Origin of the sequence: Eikenella glucosivorans (assembly GCF_016025525.2) — a bacterium.
In the GTDB taxonomy this organism is placed as follows: domain Bacteria; phylum Pseudomonadota; class Gammaproteobacteria; order Burkholderiales; family Neisseriaceae; genus Eikenella; species Eikenella glucosivorans.
In genome coordinates this window covers 213,362-228,001 of sequence record NZ_JACSGR010000003.1, presented here as the reverse complement: position 1 = coordinate 228,001, position 14,640 = coordinate 213,362, and the positions used below count along the sequence as shown (strand labels likewise).

Genomic DNA, 14,640 nt, shown 5'->3' with positions numbered 1-14,640 from the left:
CGGCAAAAGGCTACCTGAAAATCCCTCACTCCTCATCACCTCCGGTGGATGCGAACACGCCGCTTGCCTTCCTGCTTTTCGTCGTCGGCAGAATAAGCAGAATAAACAGTGATAAACACCACGGCCGCTGCTATCAATGCCCCCGCCATCGATAATGCCATCCCCGTCCAAAACGCCTCATTGGCATCATCACGATACATTTCAAATACATCTGTGAGCAGCCCTAAAACCACCAACAGCAGCGTTGTTACACCCAAGCCCACGCCTGTTGCCAGCGCGGTAATCATTGCGGCCAACGATGCTTTTAAAACACGAAAATCTTTGCTCATGCTCATCCCCTGTTTTTCAGGTAGCCTTTATCTGCCAGTATCTACCCGAACCGCCCGCTATTTGCCGTGCAGCACGCGCTGGGCGGCGGCGATGTCGCCGGCGAAGATGGTGGGCAGGGTGCTGATGGATTTGGCGATGGCTTGCTCGATGAGCTCGCGGTCTTCGCTGCGGGGTTTTTTCAGCACGTAGTTGATGACTTCGCTGCGCTCGCCGGGGTGGCCGATGCCGAGGCGCAGGCGGTAGAAATCGGGCGTGCCGAGGCGGGCTTGGATGTCTTTGAGGCCGTTATGGCCGCCGTTGCCGCCGCCGAGCTTGAATTTGATGCGGCCGGGGGCGAGGTCGAGTTCGTCGTGGATGACGAGGATTTCCTGCGGTTTGATTTTGTAGAAGGCGGCGAGCGCCTGCACGGATTGGCCGGAGCGGTTCATATAGGTTTGTGGTTTGAGCAGGCGGATTTCGCCTTCAGGCTGCATGCTGCGGGCGCTGTGGCCGAAGAATTTTTTGTCGTCTTGCCAGTTGGCCTGCCATTGGCGGGCGAGCTCGTCGAGCAGCCAGAAGCCGGCGTTGTGGCGGGTGTCGTCGTATTCGGGGCCGGGGTTGCCGAGGCCGACAATGAGTTTGATGGGCATGGGCTTTCCTTTGGTTTGGGGTTTTCAGGTAGCCTTGGGATGAGGCAGAAGGCTACCTGAAAATAATTTGGGCGATCTGGCGATACAAGCAAACCTGCGGTTTGCCGCTCTCCTCCTAACCCTCCCCACGGAGGGGATGGCGGCAGGCTGCCTAAAAAATCGAAAGTTCGGTTTTAACTTCGCAGTTTGCTGCTGTGTCTGGTTTTTCAGGTAGCCTCTTTATCCAGCGTGAGGTGCGGCAGGGCGAGGTAGGCTTCGGACTGCATTTCGGTGAGGCGGCTGGCGCTGCGCACGAATTCGTGGGCGAAGTCGCCGTGGGGGTAGAGTTGTTCGGGCGGGGCGGCGAGGCTGGCGCTGAGTTTGACGCGGTAGTCGTAGAGCACATCGATGAGCCAGGTGAGGCGGCGGGCTTCGGCGCGCTCGGTTTCATTCAGCCGCGGGATGTGCGATACGATGATCATGCGGTTTTGTTCGGCCAGGGCGAGGTAGTCGGCTTGGGAGCGGGGGCCGCGGCACAGGGCGTCGAAGTGGAACCACAAGGTGCCGCCTGCCTGGCCTTGGGTGGGGATTTCGCGGCCGAGCAGGGGCAGGATGCCGGAGCGGGGGGTTTGGCCGGTGTGCCGCTCGAACAGGGCGGCGAGCTGCTCTTCGCTTTCGGCATCGTCGGGGATAAAGAAGATGTCGGCGGGGGTGAGGCTGCGTTGGCGGTAGTCTTGGCCGCCGTCTACGTTGAGGATGTCGAGGCTGCTCTCGAGCAGGGCGATGGTGGGCAGGAAGCTGCTGCGGTTTTGGCCTTGGGGGTAGAGGGCGGCGGGCTCGTAGTTGGAGGTAGCCACGAGGATGATGCCTTCGGCAAGCAGGCCTTCGAGCAGGCGGCCGAGGATCATGGCGTCGGCGATGTCGCTCACGTGGAATTCGTCGAAGCAGAGCACTTGGGCTTCGCGGGCAATGTCGCGGGCGACGGCTTGCAGGGGGTTGGCTTGGTTTTTGTGTTCGCGCATGCGGCGGTGGGCTTCTGCCATGAAGGCGTGGAAGTGGACGCGGCGGGCGCTGCCGGGCGGCAGGCAGCCGTGGAAGGCATCCATGAGGAAGCTTTTGCCACGCCCTACTCCGCCATAAAAATAGAGGCCTTTGGGCGGGGTGGCTTTTTTGCCGAAGAGTTTGCCGAGCAGGCTGCCGCGCTGCGATCGGTGGACGGCGAGCTCGTGCCAGAGCCGGTCGAGGCGGCGGATGGCGGTTTCTTGGGCGGCATCGCGGATAAAGCCGGGCTGCTCGGCGGCGGCCTGATACCAGCTCAGCGGGCTGTGGCCGGCAAAGGGGGGCGGGGTAAAGGCGGTCATGATGTGTGTTTTCGGTTGGATGGGCGGGATGGGTTTGCTTTTTGGCTTGGCAGACGCTTGGCCTTGCGGCGCCGAGGCTTCGTTTTTCAGGTAGCCTTTACGGGATAGCAGGCTACCTGAAAACGAGCAAAGCGAGTTTCTACGAAGTTAAAACGAGCAGGGCGAGTTTCTACGAAGTTAAAACGCGCAGAGCGCGTTTCTGCGGAGTTCAAACAGGCTGGCGGGTTTCTGCGGCGCTAAAAATAATTTGTCTCAATTTAAACGGCGCTATTCTGCCCGATATGGCGGGCAATAGAAAGGCTACCTGAAAAATGTTTCGGCATTTTTAGGTAGCCTTGGGCATGGCGGCGGGCTTATTGGATGCGTTCCAGCGCCTGCTGCAAGTCGGCAATCAAATCGGCGCTGTCTTCCAAGCCGATGGAGAGGCGGATGAGGCCTTCGCGGATGCCGGCTTCGAGCTTGGCTTTGGGCTCCATGCGGCAGTGGGTGGTGGTCCAGGGGTGGGTGATGGTGGAGCGCACATCACCGAGGTTGGCGGTTTTGGAGAACACTTTCACGTGGTCGATCACCTGCCAGGCGGCGTGCTGCCCGCCTTTGAGCTCGAAGGCCACCACGATGCCGCCGGAGGATTGCTGTTTGGCGGAAAGCGCGGCTTGCGGGTGGTCGGGCAGGCCGCTGTAATACACTTTGGCCACCTGCGGCTGCAATTGCAGCCATTGGGCGATTTCCAGCGCCTGGGCGCTTTGTTTTTCCATGCGCAGCGGCAGGGTTTCGCAGCCGGAGAGCAGCACCCAGGCGTTGAAGGGTGAGAGCAGCAGGCCGGCGGAGTTGGCATACACGGCCACTTGCTCAATCAAATCGGCCTGGCCGCACACCACGCCGCCGAGCACGCGGCCGTGGCCGTCGATGGCTTTGGTGGCGGATTGCACGGATAAATCGGCGCCGAATTCGAGCGGCTGTTGCAGCGCGGGCGAGCAGAAGCAGTTGTCCACCGCCAGGAGGGCGCCGCAGCCGTGGGCGATGTTGGCCAGCTCGGCGATGTCGGCCAGCTCGTTGAGCGGGTTGGACGGGGTTTCCACAAACAGCATTTTGGTGTTGGGCTTCACGGCGGCGCGCCAGGCGGCGGTGTCGCTCTGCGGCACGAGGGAAACTTCGATGCCGAAGCGGGTGAGGTGGTTGGTGATGAAGCCCATGGTGGTGCCGAACAGGCTGCGGCTGGTGATGAGGTGGTCGCCGGCGCTGAGGAAGGTGAGCAGGGCGGCCTGGATGGCGGCCATGCCGGTGGCGGTGGCGATGCCGGCTTCGCCTTTTTCCAGCAGGGCGATGCGTTTGGCAAAGGCGGCCACGGTAGGATTGGCGGTGCGCGAGTAGGTGAAGCCGGGTTTCTGGTGGGCAAACAGGGCGGCGCCGTCGGCGGCGGTGTCGAACATGAAGCTGCTGGTGAGGAACAGGGCTTGGTTGTGTTCGTTGTAGTTGGTTTGCTCTTTGGCGCCGCGGATGGCGAGGGTTTGCGGGTGGAGGGGTTTGGAGTGGGGCATGATGTCTTTTCCAATTAAATGAAGGGCAAGGATAAATATTTTTCAGGTAGCCTTTAGGGCTTATGGGCAGGCCCTGGGGCTACCTGAAAAACCAATATCAAGGGAACAAAGCAATCTTCAGCCGCAAGCATACTCTTTTTGCCCGCCGCCGAAAACCCGACCTCAGCCCAGCCACAGCTGGCGGGCAAAATTGCCGATCAAAAGGCACAGCAGCGCCATAAAGCCATAGCGCAACCAGCGGCTGCCGCCCAGCACGGCCAGCTTGGCGCCGCAAAAGCCGCCCGCCAGGTTGGCTGCCGCCAGGGGCAGCGCCCACTGCCACAGCACATGCTGGTTGGGCACGAAAAAGCTCAGCGCCGCCAGATTGGTCATTAAATTAATCACTTTGGCGCAGGCGGTGGCGGTGAGGAAATCGTAGGCGAAGAAGCGCACAAACACGAAGGCCAGCAGGCTGCCCGTGCCCGGGCCGAAAATGCCGTCGTAGAAGCCGATGGCCGCGCCGAAGGCCATGCCCAGCGCCGTTTCGCGCCGCGAGAGCGCGGTGGTGCGCGCCGTTTGCCCCAAATCTTTGCGGAAAAAGGTGTAGGCAAACATGGCAATCATGATGGCCAGCATGGCCGGCTTCATATACTGCATCGGCACATAGGCCACCAGTTTCGCCCCGGTAAACGAAGCGGCAAACGCCAGCGCGCCGGCCGGCAGCAGCATCTTCCACGGCAGCGGGATGCGGCGGGCAAAATGCGCGGCGGCAGTGAGCGTGCCGGCGAAAGAACCCAGCTTGTTGGTGCCCAACACGGTGGGCACGGGCGTGGCGGCCGGCAGCACGCCGAACAGCGCGGGCAGTTGCAGCAGCCCGCCGCCGCCCACCGCCGCGTCCATCAGGCCGGCCAGGAAGCCGGCGGCCAGCAAAAGCAGAAAGGGGATGTCCACTTGGTTTCTCCGATGTTTTGTTGTTTGAAACAGCCGCTTGCAACAAGCCGCTTGTTGGGCAAGCCTGCGGTTTGCCACCCTCCCGCAGAAGGGTATGAACAGGCTACCTGAAAATGATGGCGGAACGGGCAAAACCAAACGGCAGCCCGGCAGCACCCGCTCTGTTGCCGATACGTTTTCAGGTAGCCTGCAACAGCAGCGCAGGGCGCAAAACCAACGCGCGGCGGCCCGCCGTGTTCCGCTTAAAGCCGCACATTGTGACACGCCTCATACACCGGCAGCAGGCGGCGGATGCTCTCCGCCATCCAGGCCGCACTGTCGGCCTGCTCCAATTCATCGCGCTCCAAATGGCGGCCGAGGCAGAGGAAATCGGCGGCGTCTTGCAGGGCAAACGTGGCGGCGGGCGCGGAAGATACGGCGGGGTAGTCGGCATATTCGCTGTCGCGGCCGTGCCAGATTTGGAAGTCGGCAAACTCATGGCGCGGGAAACCGGCCAGCGCCTGCTGGTAGCAGGCCAGCGGCAGGGTAGATTTTGCCGCGCGGTATTCGTGCCATTCTAGGCTGGCGGTGAGCCGGCGGCGGTTGAGCAGCAGCGAAAGGATCACCGCCGTGTCGGCATGGGCGGCGTATTTGAAATAGGCGAAAAAGTGCGCGCGCACCTGCCAGCCGTTGCACCAGCGCTCGATGTGCGGCGGGGCAAAACCCGCGCCCAGCCCGGAGGCTACCTGAAAAATGAGCGCGCGCCACATCTGCCACGCGGCTTTGTATTCCGCCTTGGTTTGCGCTTCGGTTTCGGGCTGGTATTGGCGGATTTGCGCGAACTGGAAAAACGGGCGTTGGAACAGGTCGCAGCTTTGCGGAGTGAGCATAATGGTTTGCGGAGTGTGTTTCTAAAGGGGAGAGGCTACCTGAAAAACGGATTTTCAGGTAGCCTCAAACTGATTCAGCGGTCATCCGGAGCAGAGAAATTCACAAATTACGATTTAATCCGTTGAACATATTCCAACAAAGTGCCCACCGCCGCGATAGCGGCAGCGCCAGCAAAACCAATCCGTGCAGCAAACAGAATTCGAGCAGCAGATAAACCCGTCGGCTCCAAACCAGCGACCGTCAAGCCGGCCAAAAACGAGCCAAGGCCGAGCGGCACAAACAGGCATAGGAAAACGTATGGCAGTGGAAACGCCCTCAAAGCCAATCGTATTTCATGTATCCTCTGCGAAATCAGCATCCCGGATTTCATTGCATCCTCCTTACGAACACCCGTTTCTTCGCTGCCGCATTGCCGCCCACATTTTCAGGTAGCCTGCTATCGAATTGAGGCTACCTGAAAAATGCGCTTTGCTTTTCAGCTGGCCTCCCGCTTATTTCTCCAACGCCGCCTGCAACCGCTGCTCCAGCACATCGCTGTCGAACGATTTGGCGATCACTTCAAAGCGGCTGTCGCGCCGCCACGCCACCTGGTTGGCGCCCCACTGCCCCTCGCTCCAATTGAGCCACACCCAGCTGCCCAGCACCTTAAACACGCCCTTGGCACGCACCAGGCCGTCGCACAGCTTGGGCAGATCGTTGAAAAACTTGGTAAGCTTTTCGCCGTCGAAGCTACTGTCGGCGGGGAAGGTATAGCCCTGCGATTGGAAGCCCATGGTGTTGTCGGCCAGCTCCTTGATGCGATAGCGGCTTTTTTCCGCCACCGGGGTTTCCAGCAGCGCGATATCCAAATAGGCATCCTGCGTTTCCACCACTGCCGCCTTGGGCGGGAACAGCTTGGCGGCGCGGCGGCGGAACTCGGCCAGCTCTTCGGGCGAACACATATCCACCTTGTTGGCCACCAGCACGTCGGCCACGCTCACCTGATCGCGGTAGAGCGGCTGGTTGGCGTATTCCGGGTTCACAAACTGGCGCGGGTCCACCAGCGTGAACACGGCGCCGATATCCAGCATTTGGTCGAAGGGCTTGGCACGCAGCTCGTCGATCACGCTGGCGGCGTGCGCCAGGCCGCTGGCTTCGATGATGATGCGGTCGGGCTTGTTGCCGCTCACCATGCGGTTGATGGTGGTGCCCATCTGCGCGCCGGCCACGCAGCACAGGCAGCCGCCGGCAATCTCGGCCACGGGGATGCCGTTGTCGCTCAACACGGCGCCGTCGATGCCGATTTCGCCAAACTCGTTCACCACGATCACCCATTTTTCATCGGGGTTTTTCTGCTCCATCAGGTGGCGCAGGGCGGTGGTTTTGCCGGTGCCCAAAAAGCCGGACACCAAATGCACTTTTGCTTTCTTTATTGCTGACATTCTTTGCATATTCCTGTTAAAACAACGTGTTCCTCTTTGAGTTTAAACCCGCGCGCCGCCACGCCCGCCCGCAATGCGCGCCATTCCCGGCTCAGCGTTTGCTCGTCGGTGGCGCCGCATTCGGTGCACACCAAGATAAAGGCGCTGTGGTGGCGGCTTTGTTCGTCGGGGCTGTGGCAGTGCTCGTCGCAATCGTGGCGGGCGTGGCTGCACAGCACATAGCCGTTCACTGCCGCCACTTTGTGCAGCACGCCGTGCTCCGCCCAAAAATCCAACGCGCGGTAGGCGGTGGGCGGCGCCACCACACCCTTGCTGCGCTGCTGCATCTGCGCCAGCACGGTATAGGCTTTGATCACGCCTTCCTGCTGCAACACAATGTCCAGCACCTGCTCGCGTAGCGCGGTGATCTGCAGGCCCTGGGCGCGTGCACGCTCGATGATGGCGGCTTTGTGGTTGGGTGCGGTATGCTCGCTCATGGCGATTCCTTTTCTTCTGCGGGCCGGCGCGTTACCGTTAAGGCGGCAAAACTCTGCGCGGCGGGCATGATTTCGATGCTGTTCACATTCATATGCGCCGGCCGCTGGTACAGCCACAGCACGGTATCGGCGATGTCTTCCGGGCGGATGAAGCCCACGTTGGCATACAAATCGGCGGCGCGTTGGTCGTCGCCCTTGAAGCGCACGTTGGAAAACTCCGTATCGCCACACAAGCCCGGCTCGATGTTGCTCACGCGCACGCCCGTGCCGGCCAAATCGGCGCGCAGATTGAGGCTGAACTGGCGCACATAGGCCTTGGTGGCGCCGTACACATTGCCGCCCGGGTAGGGGTAGGTGCCGACCACCGAGCCGAGGTTGATCACATAGCCCTTGCCCCGCGCCACCATGCCGGGCAGCACTTGGCGGGTGAGGTAGGAAAGGCCGATGACATTGGTTTGGATCATGGTCTGCCAGTCGGCAAAATCGGCCTGATAAGCCGGATCCAAGCCCAGCGCCAGGCCGGCATTGTTCACTAGGCAATCGATCTGGGCAAAGTTTTCAGGTAGCCCTTGTAAGGCGGCATCCACCGAGGCCGTATCGCCCACGTCCATCGTCAGCGGCAGGAAGTTTTCGCCCAATTCCGTGCGCAACTCGGCCAGCTTGTCGGCCCGCCGCGCCGCGCCGATCACGCGGTAGCCCGCCCCAATCAGCTTGCGGCAGATTGCCCGCCCGAATCCGGCCGATGCGCCGGTTACCAAAATGCTCATATCGCCCCCGTTATGATTGGTTGAAAGGTGCGATAGTATAACACCGCCGGGCACTATTTTTTAGCTTCGCCAAAACCCGCCTTCCTGGCGCAAATCTCGTTTTCAGGTAGCCTTTTGCAGGCTAGGGCTACCTGAAAACGGGCAAAGCGGGTTTTGCACCAACGAAGCGCTGATGGCACCCAATAAAACGCAACAAAGTTTTTGCGAAGACAAAACCTTCCACCCGCGCCGAACGCAATTCAGCCGGGAAAGGAAACCTTCCCGGCTGAGCTTTATTTACTTGCGTGGCTTAGGCCAAAGCGGCTTTGGCTTTTTCAACCAGCTGCGCGAAAGCAGCTTTGTCGAACACGGCCAAATCGGCCAACACTTTGCGGTCCAGCTCGATGGCGGCGCGTTTCAGGCCATTCATGAACTTGCTGTAAGACAAGCCGTTTTGGCGAGCGCCGGCATTGATACGGGCAATCCACAGCTGGCGGAACTGGCGTTTGCGCTGGCGGCGGTCGCGGTAGGCATATTGGCCTGCCTTCATCACCGCCTGCTTGGCAACGCGGTAGACGTTTTTACGGCGGCCGCGGTAGCCTTTGGCCAGGGCTAATACTTTTTTATGACGGGCACGTGCGGTTACACCGCGTTTTACGCGTGGCATATTTCAGACTCCTTTATGCGTAGGGCAACATTCTGTGAACGGAAGCCACGTCGCGCTCGTTCACCATAGAGGTGCCGCGCAGCTGGCGTTTGTTCTTAGTGGTTTTTTTGGTGAGGATGTGGCGTTTGAACGCATGAGCGCGTTTCACGCCGCCGTTGCCCAGCACTTTGAAGCGTTTCTTCGCACTGGATTTGGTTTTCATTTTAGGCATGGGAAAACTCCATCGGTTTATCGAATTAGGCATCGGGAGGCTACCTGAAAATCAGGCGGCGCTTGCAACCCGGCACCACGGTTTTATGCCGCACACAACATCAAAGCCGTTTCCCGCGTGCGGCGGAGCGGAAAACGGCGGATTATACGGTTACTTTTTCTTCGGCGCAACCATCATCACCATCTGGCGGCCTTCCATTTTCGGGAACTGCTCCACGGCGGCCACTTCGGCCAAATCGGCCTTCACGCGCTCCAGAAGCTGCGCGCCCAAGTGCTGGTGGGCCATTTCGCGGCCGCGGAAGCGCAGGGTGATTTTGACTTTGTCGCCGTCGGCGAGGAAGCGGTTGACGTTGCGCATTTTGATTTGGTAGTCGCCTTCGTCGGTGCCGGGGCGGAATTTGATTTCCTTAATCTGCACCTGCTTTTGCTTTTTCTTGGCTTCGTCGCGCTTTTTCGATTGCTCGTATTTGTATTTGCCGTAGTCCATCAGTTTGCAGACGGGGGGCTTGGCGGTGGGGGAAATCTCCACCAAATCCACGTCTTGCTCTTCGGCCATGGCCAGGGCTTCTTTCACGGTTACGATGCCGAGCTGCTCGCCCGTGCCGCTGATTAAACGCACTTCTTTGGCGCTGATTTCGCCGTTGATGCGTGCTTCGCGTTCTTGTGCGATGATGAATCTCCTATCAGGATTAATTGGGTTGGCGCGCCGTGCTTGGGCTGATAATGCCGGTGGCGCGCCGCTGTGCCGGCGTATCGGACGGAGCGCCGGCTGCTCCGGAAATTTTCAGGTAGCCTCAAAGGCAGCCTGATGTGTTTTAATGCATTTAATTGGCAGCAATAAAAAAGCAAGCCGCCGCAATGCGCCCGCGATTATAGCAAGTTTCGCCCGCAATACGCCAAAAACCTGTATCCCGCCGCGCAAAAACGACACTTCCCGCCAACAGTCGGATTGTTATGGCTTTCTCCCACGGCGGGCTACCGCATCCAAACTAAGTAAGGGCCGGCTTGCCGCTTCCCACTCTGCCGCAACCCGCGTTTTGCCTGCGCAAACGCCCGCCCTGTTTATTTTCACTGCATTGAAGCCGCGTTTCAGGTAGCCTTCTGCCGCATGAGGGCTACCTGAAAACGCAGCTTCCATATTCACACCGTTTTGGCCTACATCAAATAAGCGCCAGATAATGCCCCGCCCGCCGCGCCGTCGTCTTGACCCCGTTTCGGCAAAACGCATAGCATTCCGCCGAATTTGCCGTTCCCCTTTCTTTCCAACCAACCCTTAAGGAGTGCATGATGAAAAAAGTAGCCTTATCCCTTGCCGCCGTTGCCTTGCTGGCCGGCTCCGGCGCCTGGGCGCGCGACATCAACGAGCCGAGCAAAACCCCGGTAGACCGCAGCGTTCAGGTATACAAATTCTCCGAGCTGCAACGCTGGGACCGTGACCAAGCCGCCGGCGGCCAAGGCCAGCTGCTCGGCCGCTTCGCCTACACCCGCCACCAAACCGGCGAGCAAGATGCCATCCGCGAAATCGGCTGGATGACCCTGCCGCCCGGCGCCTCTGTGGGCCTGCACAAACACGCCAATAATGAAGACGTGTATCTGATTGTGGAAGGCCGCGGCGTGTTCACCGATTCCAACGGCAAGGAAACCCCGGTATCCGCCGGCGACATCACCATGGCCCGCCCCGGCCAGTCGCATGCGCTGAAAAATACCGGCCGCCGCCCCATGCGCTTCATCAACTTCATCGGCCAGCTGCCGAGCGCGCCGGCCGCGCAATAAGCGCCGATTAAGGCAAACGGGCAGCCGGTTTGATTGGGCTGCCCGTGTTTTGTGTGTGTTTATTGGTCATGCAAAGAGGCTACCTGAAAATCTCCGGCTTCATAGAAGCGGTATTTTTCAGGTAGCCTTTGGCTTTATTCCAAGCCTTCCCACCATTTTTCCTGCGGCGGGTTGCTGATTTGAAACACTTGGCCGATGCGCGGGGTGGCCACCCGCAGGCGGCGTTCGGCGGCGGCGCGGGTGAAGCGTTCGATGGGGTCTTTCCATGGGTGGTTGGCCAAATCGAATTTGCCCCAATGGATCGGCATCACCAGCGGCGCGCCAATATCGGCCACGGCGCTGGCGGCTTGTTCGGGGGTTTCGTGGATGAGTGCCCAGCCTTTGTCGTATGCGCCGTTTTCAATCATGGCGAAATCAAACGGGCCGTGTTTGGCGATGATGTCGGCAAAGTGTTTGCCGTAGCCGCTGTCGGCGCTGTAATAGATGGAGAGGTCGGGCGATTTGACCACGTAGCCGCCCCACAGGGTGGTGTTGCGCTCGAAGGTGCGGCCGCTAAAATGGCGGGCGGGGACGTAGGTAATGTCGATATTGCCGACGCGGGTCTGTTCTTCCCAGTCCATTTCGGTGATTTTGCTGTCGGGCACGCCCCAGCGTTGCAGGTGCGCCTTCACGCCGAGGGGGACGATGAAGCGTTTGGCCTTGGCGTTGATTTCGCGGATGGCCCGGTAGTCCAAGTGGTCGTAATGGTCGTGCGAAATCAGGACGACATCGATTTCGGGCAACTCGCCCACGGTCGGGGTGTGACTCATGGCGAAGGGTTTGCCGGTGAAGGGCACGGGCGAGGCATTGTAGAACACGGGGTCGGTGATGAAGGTTTGCCCGCCGGTGCGGAATAATATGGTGGAATGGCCGAACCAGGCCACGCTGCCGTCGGTGAGCCGTGATTTATCCAAGGCCACGGTGGGCAGGGGTTTGGCCGGGTGTTTGCCCGGCGGCGGGTTCATCATCTGCCAGGCCCAGGCAAAGATAGACGGCGATTCGTCGGAAGTCATCATCGGCGTGGGCTCGAGGTTTTCAAACTCTTTGCCGTTGAACGCCTTAGACGCGCGGATTCTCGCCATGCTCGCTTCGTCGGGCTGGCCGCCGAACACGGGATGGAATTTATAAAAGGCAAAACCGCCGGCGGCAAGCACCACGGCTAAAATAATCAGATAAGTCAGCGATTTCAATATCAAGCGCTTCAACATAAGCAGCCGTTCTCCAGCGGGGTGGGAAATTCAAAGGGGGCGGCAGTATAACGGTTTGTGCCGGAAGCACAAACTATTTTGCAGCATTCTGCCCATCATAACCCTGTCTTTCCAATAAACAAAATTATAAAATAATATACCTGCTATCTTCTTTTTCAATTTCCAGCCATGAGCCACCTCAACAACCTCGACCTCAACCTGCTCAAAGCCCTGCACGCCCTGCTCGAAGAGCGCAACGTTACCCGTGCTGCCGCCCGCCTCTCGCTCTCCCAGCCCGCCGTGAGCGGCATGCTCGCCCGCCTGCGGCAATATTTCGACGACCCGATTCTGGTGCGCACCGCGCAAGGCATGATGCCCACCAACCGCGCCGCCGCCTTGGCCGAGCCGCTTGCGCGCATCATCGGCGAGATTGAAACCTTAGTGCAGCCGGCCGAATTCGTGCCCGCCGAGCTGGAGGCTGTGTTCAAAATCGGCACCATCGACAACAGCTTCCATTCTGTGGGCATCCCCTTTGCCGCCAAGCTGCAAACCCTCGCGCCAAACGCCCGCGTGGCCTTTTTCAACCTGCGCCGCGAAGAAATGGAAGACAAACTCGCCAAAGGCGAGCTCGACGCCGCCATCGCCGCCCACGTTGCCGCACCCGACCGCCTGCGCTACAAAAAGCTCTACCACGAAAACTTCATCTGCGCCCTGCGCGAAGGGCATCCCGTATTGCAGCAGGAATGGACGCTCGACACCTTTTGCCGCCAAACCTTCGTGCTCGGCTCGTTTTACGGCGGCAGCTTCACCGGCGCCACCGACCGCGAGCTGGCCAAGCTGGGCAAAAGCCGCCGCGTTGCCCTTTCCGTGCAAAACTTCGCCCTGATTCCCGACCTGCTGCGCCAGAGCGACCTGCTCGCCGTGGTGCCCTCGCGCCTGGTGCAGCACGGCGACCGCCTCGCCACCCTGCCCCTGCCCTTCGCCTCGCCCGGCTACGACAAACTGCTGCTGTGGCACGAGCGCTCGCATTTCGATGTGGTCCAGCAATGGATGCGCGGCGTGTTGGAAGGGGCGGTGCAGCGAGGGGCTACCTGAAAACTACCCGACCCCATCATAACCAAAACATTAAACGTAAATCCCATGTTTATCGACATCGACCTTATCCTCTCCCGCTACCCCTCCCAACAACAAATTACTCAAGCACTTCATCAATACGGCATCCACGGCCTACAAACATGGGACGACTGGCAACAGGCAGACAGCGAAGGGAGCTACGCCGTGTGGGACAATCACCCTATGGATGATAACGACTGGGCAGCGCATCTCAGCCTAATACTCTCCGTCGTGCCAAACAGCCAATCTCCCGATTTCTTCTATTTTTCTTTTGCCAAAAGCCTAGCCGACATTTGCCGCTGCAATATACGCTGTTGCAATTTCAACGGCAGCATCATTGGCGAATTTTTAAACCCCAACAACCCCTTCCTAGATTTCGCTTATATCGGCAAACATTGGTATTTAATCGACGATGTCAACACAGACCCCATCGATAGCGAGCCCGGCTCCATACAAATCATCAAATCCATCCATCAACAAATGACCGCTTTCTTAGCACAATAAAACATAAATCCAACCCCCGCATTTTTCAGGTAGCCTCCCGAATGAGCGGCTACCTGAAAAACAAGACGGCTCCGGATGATACCGATGGTCTAGCCCCCCGTCGGCCGCACCACAATCTCGCCCACTTCAATATTATCCGGCGTGTTGATGGCGGCAACGATGCCGTAGGCCATGTCGTCGGGCGACAGCGAAGGCATTTCTTCGTAGGATTTCAACACGAACTCGCGCAAATCGGGGTCGGTAACGTCGTGTTTGAGGTCGGTGTCGATTGCACCGGGCGACATGCAGCTGATGCGCACGGGGCTTTTCATCATGGCTTCTTCGGCGCGCAGGCCGTCGGTCAGGGCGCGCACGGCGTGTTTGGTGGCGCAATACACCACCGCGCCCGGCGTCGGGGTTTCGTAAGCGGCGACCGAGGCGACGTTGATAATCTGCCCGCGCCCCTGTTTGCGCATTTGCCCCAGTACCGCGCCCACGCCGTACAACACGCCTTTAATGTTGATGTCGATGGTTTTGTTCCATTCGGCGGTGTTGTTTTTGACGAGGAAGGAGCCGGGCATATAGCCTGCGTTGTTCACCAGCACGTCGATTTGCCCGTAGGTCTGCAAGGCAAAATCCGCCAACGCCTGCACCTGTTCGGCGCGGCTGACATCGCACACGAAATACTGCGCTTCGCCGCCGTTGGCTTTGATTTCCGCCACCGCCGCCCGCAATTTGGCTTCGTCGCGCGCCGCCAGCACCACTTTGCCGCCTTGCGCCGCAAGCTGCTGTGCCGCCGCTTTGCCCATGCCGGCGGAGGCGCCGGTGATAATGATGACTTTGTTTTGAATGTAGTTCATGGTTTTCTCCTAAAAAATCGGGTTAAAA

Annotated in this window: 18 protein-coding genes; 3 read left to right on the top strand and 15 right to left on the bottom strand. The window is 59.5% G+C overall.

Features of this window, described 5'->3' with window-relative positions; all coding sequences use genetic code 11:
- Positions 1 to 35: 35 nt before the first annotated feature.
- The 13 genes from H9Q10_RS05210 to infC form a co-directional block, all read right to left on the bottom strand.
- The gene (locus tag H9Q10_RS05210) at positions 36 to 329 is read right to left on the bottom strand and encodes a hypothetical protein (protein ID WP_197902947.1); all 294 of its coding nucleotides are present in this window, start codon (positions 327 to 329) and stop codon (positions 36 to 38) included.
- Positions 330 to 386: 57 nt separating this feature from the next.
- Positions 387 to 959 (bottom strand): aminoacyl-tRNA hydrolase, encoded by a 573-nt coding sequence (gene pth, locus H9Q10_RS05205; RefSeq protein WP_197902946.1) that lies wholly within the window; start codon positions 957 to 959, stop codon positions 387 to 389.
- A gap of 206 nt (positions 960 to 1,165) precedes the next feature.
- Positions 1,166 to 2,299, bottom strand: a complete 1,134-nt coding sequence (gene zapE, locus H9Q10_RS05200) for a cell division protein ZapE (RefSeq protein WP_197902945.1) — start codon at positions 2,297 to 2,299, stop codon at positions 1,166 to 1,168.
- A 353-nt stretch (positions 2,300 to 2,652) separates the two neighbouring features.
- Entirely contained in the window at positions 2,653 to 3,837 is a 1,185-nt protein-coding gene (gene metZ, locus H9Q10_RS05195) for an O-succinylhomoserine sulfhydrylase (RefSeq protein WP_197902944.1), read from the bottom strand.
- 162 nt (positions 3,838 to 3,999) lie between these two features.
- The gene (locus H9Q10_RS05190) at positions 4,000 to 4,767 is read right to left on the bottom strand and encodes a TSUP family transporter (RefSeq protein ID WP_197902943.1); all 768 of its coding nucleotides are present in this window, start codon (positions 4,765 to 4,767) and stop codon (positions 4,000 to 4,002) included.
- A 242-nt stretch (positions 4,768 to 5,009) separates the two neighbouring features.
- A complete protein-coding gene (locus H9Q10_RS05185; RefSeq protein WP_197902942.1) occupies positions 5,010 to 5,636 on the bottom strand; it encodes an HI_0552 family protein in 627 nt (208 codons plus the stop codon).
- 107 nt (positions 5,637 to 5,743) lie between these two features.
- Positions 5,744 to 6,007: a hypothetical protein gene (locus H9Q10_RS05180; protein ID WP_197902941.1), complete on the bottom strand. Its 264-nt coding sequence runs from the start codon at positions 6,005 to 6,007 to the stop codon at positions 5,744 to 5,746.
- A gap of 121 nt (positions 6,008 to 6,128) precedes the next feature.
- Positions 6,129 to 7,058, bottom strand: a complete 930-nt coding sequence (locus H9Q10_RS05175; RefSeq protein ID WP_197902940.1) for a CobW family GTP-binding protein — start codon at positions 7,056 to 7,058, stop codon at positions 6,129 to 6,131.
- Positions 7,046 to 7,534 (bottom strand): Fur family transcriptional regulator, encoded by a 489-nt coding sequence (locus tag H9Q10_RS05170; protein WP_197902939.1) that lies wholly within the window; start codon positions 7,532 to 7,534, stop codon positions 7,046 to 7,048. The genes H9Q10_RS05175 and H9Q10_RS05170 overlap by 13 nt, the downstream gene beginning before the upstream one ends.
- Complete coding sequence (locus H9Q10_RS05165; protein WP_197902938.1) at positions 7,531 to 8,301, bottom strand: SDR family oxidoreductase; 771 nt, start codon at positions 8,299 to 8,301, stop codon at positions 7,531 to 7,533. Before H9Q10_RS05165 ends, H9Q10_RS05170 begins: the two co-directional genes overlap by 4 nt.
- Before the next feature lie 289 nt (positions 8,302 to 8,590).
- The gene (rplT, locus tag H9Q10_RS05160) at positions 8,591 to 8,947 is read right to left on the bottom strand and encodes a 50S ribosomal protein L20 (protein WP_197902937.1); all 357 of its coding nucleotides are present in this window, start codon (positions 8,945 to 8,947) and stop codon (positions 8,591 to 8,593) included.
- Between the two features lie 13 nt (positions 8,948 to 8,960).
- Entirely contained in the window at positions 8,961 to 9,158 is a 198-nt protein-coding gene (rpmI, locus tag H9Q10_RS05155; RefSeq protein ID WP_067594504.1) for a 50S ribosomal protein L35, read from the bottom strand.
- Between the two features lie 150 nt (positions 9,159 to 9,308).
- Positions 9,309 to 9,830 carry a translation initiation factor IF-3 gene (infC, locus tag H9Q10_RS05150; RefSeq protein WP_082890789.1) on the bottom strand — a complete coding sequence of 174 codons (522 nt, stop codon included), beginning with the start codon at positions 9,828 to 9,830 and terminating at the stop codon, positions 9,309 to 9,311.
- A 614-nt stretch (positions 9,831 to 10,444) separates the two neighbouring features.
- On the opposite strand from infC, the gene H9Q10_RS05145 reads away from it, so the two are divergent.
- Positions 10,445 to 10,930: a cupin domain-containing protein gene (locus H9Q10_RS05145; RefSeq protein ID WP_197903000.1), complete on the top strand. Its 486-nt coding sequence runs from the start codon at positions 10,445 to 10,447 to the stop codon at positions 10,928 to 10,930.
- 134 nt (positions 10,931 to 11,064) lie between these two features.
- Here H9Q10_RS05145 and H9Q10_RS05140 read toward each other — a convergent pair whose 3' ends face one another.
- Entirely contained in the window at positions 11,065 to 12,177 is a 1,113-nt protein-coding gene (locus H9Q10_RS05140; RefSeq protein ID WP_197902936.1) for an MBL fold metallo-hydrolase, read from the bottom strand.
- A gap of 168 nt (positions 12,178 to 12,345) precedes the next feature.
- On the opposite strand from H9Q10_RS05140, the gene H9Q10_RS05135 reads away from it, so the two are divergent.
- On the top strand, positions 12,346 to 13,251 hold the full coding sequence (locus H9Q10_RS05135) for a LysR family transcriptional regulator (protein ID WP_197902935.1): 906 nt from the start codon (positions 12,346 to 12,348) through the stop codon (positions 13,249 to 13,251).
- Positions 13,252 to 13,296: 45 nt separating this feature from the next.
- Positions 13,297 to 13,773 (top strand): hypothetical protein, encoded by a 477-nt coding sequence (locus H9Q10_RS05130; protein WP_197902934.1) that lies wholly within the window; start codon positions 13,297 to 13,299, stop codon positions 13,771 to 13,773.
- Between the two features lie 89 nt (positions 13,774 to 13,862).
- Here the strand turns inward: H9Q10_RS05130 and H9Q10_RS05125 are convergent, their stop codons facing one another.
- Positions 13,863 to 14,612 (bottom strand): SDR family oxidoreductase, encoded by a 750-nt coding sequence (locus H9Q10_RS05125; RefSeq protein WP_197902933.1) that lies wholly within the window; start codon positions 14,610 to 14,612, stop codon positions 13,863 to 13,865.
- Positions 14,613 to 14,640 lie beyond the last annotated feature (28 nt).